Origin of the sequence: Anaerobacillus sp. 1_MG-2023, from assembly GCF_030547345.1 — a bacterium.
Taxonomy (GTDB): Bacteria; Bacillota; Bacilli; order Bacillales; family Guptibacillaceae; genus Guptibacillus; species Guptibacillus hwajinpoensis_B.
The window spans coordinates 1-351 of sequence record NZ_JAUORD010000067.1 but is presented as its reverse complement, the minus strand read 5'-3'; the positions used below and the strand labels follow the sequence as shown (position 1 = coordinate 351).

Sequence of the window (351 nt, the reverse complement as noted above, 5' to 3'; positions counted from 1 at the left end):
CTGATCTACTTCCATCTCACTATAATTTTCAAGATTAGGTATAAACTCTTTTGAGGAAATTGGTAGATTTATTTCTAAACGGTCTGGGTGTAGGTAGCTAGTCACCTCTCCATTTTGATCGTATACTTCATACTGCACGAGAATACCTGTGTCTTTATCTACCCAAAAACGAAATTGGTTACCTTTCATTCGATCTGTATCACTTTTTGGTATCTCGCCATATAAAACAATTGTATTATGGCCGAGTAGTTCTTCGTTTTGTTTTTCAATATCCCAAAGATTTTCTTCTCTTAAATAATAAGCTACTTTTTCATATGGAAACAAAGAGATATGGGCACTGCTATCCGGTGG

The 351-nt window shown here is 35.3% G+C and carries 1 pseudogene; it reads right to left on the bottom strand.

Annotated features, from left to right (window positions below):
• A pseudogene (locus Q4550_RS23305) lies at positions 1–351 on the bottom strand (hypothetical protein); the annotation flags it as partial.